The 2,813-nt window shown below is 60.2% G+C and carries 3 protein-coding genes and 1 pseudogene; 3 read left to right on the top strand and 1 reads right to left on the bottom strand.

Annotation, left to right across the window (positions count from 1 at the left end; genetic code table 11):
- Together ACOTZP_RS23755 and ACOTZP_RS23750 are read left to right on the top strand one after the other, a co-directional pair.
- A partial coding sequence (locus ACOTZP_RS23755; protein ID WP_218060112.1) for a hypothetical protein occupies positions 1–259 on the top strand: 259 nt, incomplete at its 5' end.
- Positions 180–1,040, top strand: a complete 861-nt coding sequence (locus ACOTZP_RS23750) for an extended-spectrum class A beta-lactamase SHV-12 (RefSeq protein ID WP_002904004.1) — start codon at positions 180–182, stop codon at positions 1,038–1,040. The genes ACOTZP_RS23755 and ACOTZP_RS23750, both read left to right, overlap by 80 nt.
- A 20-nt stretch (positions 1,041–1,060) precedes the next feature.
- Here ACOTZP_RS23750 and ACOTZP_RS23745 read toward each other — a convergent pair whose 3' ends face one another.
- Positions 1,061–1,822: a DeoR/GlpR family DNA-binding transcription regulator gene (locus tag ACOTZP_RS23745; RefSeq protein ID WP_002210513.1), complete on the bottom strand. Its 762-nt coding sequence runs from the start codon at positions 1,820–1,822 to the stop codon at positions 1,061–1,063.
- Positions 1,823–2,083: 261 nt separating this feature from the next.
- On the opposite strand from ACOTZP_RS23745, the pseudogene ACOTZP_RS23740 reads away from it, so the two are divergent.
- Positions 2,084–2,725: pseudogene (locus tag ACOTZP_RS23740) on the top strand (NAD(P)-dependent oxidoreductase); the annotation flags it as partial.
- Positions 2,726–2,813 lie beyond the last annotated feature (88 nt).

Raw genomic sequence — 2,813 nt, 5'->3', positions numbered from 1 at the left:
GAATGATGTCACGCTGAAAATGCCGGCCTTTGAATGGGTTCATGTGCAGCTCCATCAGCAAAAGGGGATGATAAGTTTATCACCACCGACTATTTGCAACAGTGCCAACGCCGGGTTATTCTTATTTGTCGCTTCTTTACTCGCCTTTATCGGCCTTCACTCAAGGATGTATTGTGGTTATGCGTTATATTCGCCTGTGTATTATCTCCCTGTTAGCCACCCTGCCGCTGGCGGTACACGCCAGCCCGCAGCCGCTTGAGCAAATTAAACAAAGCGAAAGCCAGCTGTCGGGCCGCGTAGGCATGATAGAAATGGATCTGGCCAGCGGCCGCACGCTGACCGCCTGGCGCGCCGATGAACGCTTTCCCATGATGAGCACCTTTAAAGTAGTGCTCTGCGGCGCAGTGCTGGCGCGGGTGGATGCCGGTGACGAACAGCTGGAGCGAAAGATCCACTATCGCCAGCAGGATCTGGTGGACTACTCGCCGGTCAGCGAAAAACACCTTGCCGACGGCATGACGGTCGGCGAACTCTGCGCCGCCGCCATTACCATGAGCGATAACAGCGCCGCCAATCTGCTGCTGGCCACCGTCGGCGGCCCCGCAGGATTGACTGCCTTTTTGCGCCAGATCGGCGACAACGTCACCCGCCTTGACCGCTGGGAAACGGAACTGAATGAGGCGCTTCCCGGCGACGCCCGCGACACCACTACCCCGGCCAGCATGGCCGCGACCCTGCGCAAGCTGCTGACCAGCCAGCGTCTGAGCGCCCGTTCGCAACGGCAGCTGCTGCAGTGGATGGTGGACGATCGGGTCGCCGGACCGTTGATCCGCTCCGTGCTGCCGGCGGGCTGGTTTATCGCCGATAAGACCGGAGCTAGCAAGCGGGGTGCGCGCGGGATTGTCGCCCTGCTTGGCCCGAATAACAAAGCAGAGCGCATTGTGGTGATTTATCTGCGGGATACGCCGGCGAGCATGGCCGAGCGAAATCAGCAAATCGCCGGGATCGGCGCGGCGCTGATCGAGCACTGGCAACGCTAAGCCGGCGGTGGCCGCGCGCGTTATCCGGCCCGCAGCACCTCGCAGGCGTGCCGGGCGATATGACTGGCGGCGGCATCGGAAAGATGCCGGTCGGTAATGATGGTGGTGAACCGGGTCAAAGGTAACGCCATAAACGTGGCCACCTGATTGTATTTCGAACTGTCGCACAGCAGGATGCTTCTCGCGCTGACCTGGCTGACGGTCTCCTTGACGGTAACCTTGTTCTCATCAGGGGTGAATATCCCGCGACTGTCCCAGCCGCTGGCGGAGATAAAGGCCGTATCGATAGCCAGGTGGCGTAACGTACGCGCCGCCGATTCGCCCACGCAGGAGCGGTTCTCCCGGCACAGAGTGCCGCCGGTGTGGATCACGCCGCACTGGCTGGCATCGATCAGCAGCTGGGTTATCTCAAAATCATTGGTGACCACCTGGAGATCGTTCCGGTCGAGGATCGCCCGCGCCAGCGCCAGGGTGGTAGTCCCGGCATCCAGATAGATGCAACTGTTTTTAGCGATATGACTCGCCGCCAGCGCGCCGATCGCCTGTTTCTCCTCACTCTGCAGCGTGCTTTTCACCAGATGACTGGGTTCCGCGGCCAGCCGGCTGACGGCGCGTACGCCGCCCGAGACGCTGACCAGCAGCCCCTGCTCCTCCAGTTTACTGACGTCCCGACGGATGGTCATATGGGACACGCCGAGGATCTCCGTCAGCTCGTTAATGCTTACCGCCCCACGCTGCTCCACCAGGGCTAAAATACGCTGATGTCGTTCTATTGGAATCACCGCTCTCCCCTTACCATTTTTTCACACCAGGCGTCACCACCCAGGCTACGGCCCTGGCGACACCCGGTGTTGTTATCGCGCTTTGCCGCTGTTTTTTACGCTATTTTAGGGCAAGAATCGCCGCTGTGCAGCCTCTTTCCGCCTGTGAATTTTTTATATTCATGTGGGTTATTCGTGATAACTCTCACATAAATTCACATGATAACGCTTTATTCTATCATTAAATCACATTAATTAACTAATGTTCACAAGGAGACCAGCATGGCTGCACACACTAACGTCTGCGTGATTGGACTGGGTTCAATGGGCATGGGCGCCGCCCGCGCCTGCCTGCAGGCGGGCCTGAACACCTGGGGCGTTGACATCAATCCCGACAACTGTCGCGCACTGCTGGCGGCGGGCGCCAAAGGCGCGGGCCCCAGCGCGGTGCCGTTCGCCGCGGAACTGGATGCAGTTGTGCTGCTGGTGGTCAATGCCGCCCAGGTGCGGGGGATCCTGTTCGGCGAGAGCGGCCTCGCCGCCCATCTGAAGCCGGGCACCGTCGTGATGGTGTCGTCCACCATCGCCTCCGCCGATGCTCAGGCCATTGCCGAGGCGCTGGCGGAGTACCAGCTATTGATGCTCGACGCGCCGGTATCGGGCGGCGCCGTGAAAGCGGCCGCCGGCGACATGACGGTGATGGCCTCCGGGAGCGATGCCGCCTTTGCCCGACTCGCGCCGGTGCTGGACGCCGTGGCCGGCAAAGTCTACCGCATCGGGAGCGACATTGGTCTTGGCTCGACGGTAAAAATTATCCATCAGCTGCTGGCCGGGGTGCACATCGCCGTTGCCGCCGAAGCGATGGCGCTTGCCGCCCGCGCCGGGATCCCACTGGAGACGATGTATGGCACTGTTGCAAATAGTCGGTGGTGATAAACTTATCATCCCCTTTTGCTGATGGAGCTGCACATGAACCCATTCAAAGGCCGGCATTTTCAGCGTGACATCATTC

The organism is Enterobacter cloacae complex sp. SYL001 (assembly GCF_049237025.1).
In the GTDB taxonomy this organism is placed as follows: Bacteria; Pseudomonadota; Gammaproteobacteria; order Enterobacterales; family Enterobacteriaceae; genus Enterobacter; species Enterobacter intestinihominis.
This window is presented reverse-complemented; position numbering and strand designations above follow the sequence as displayed.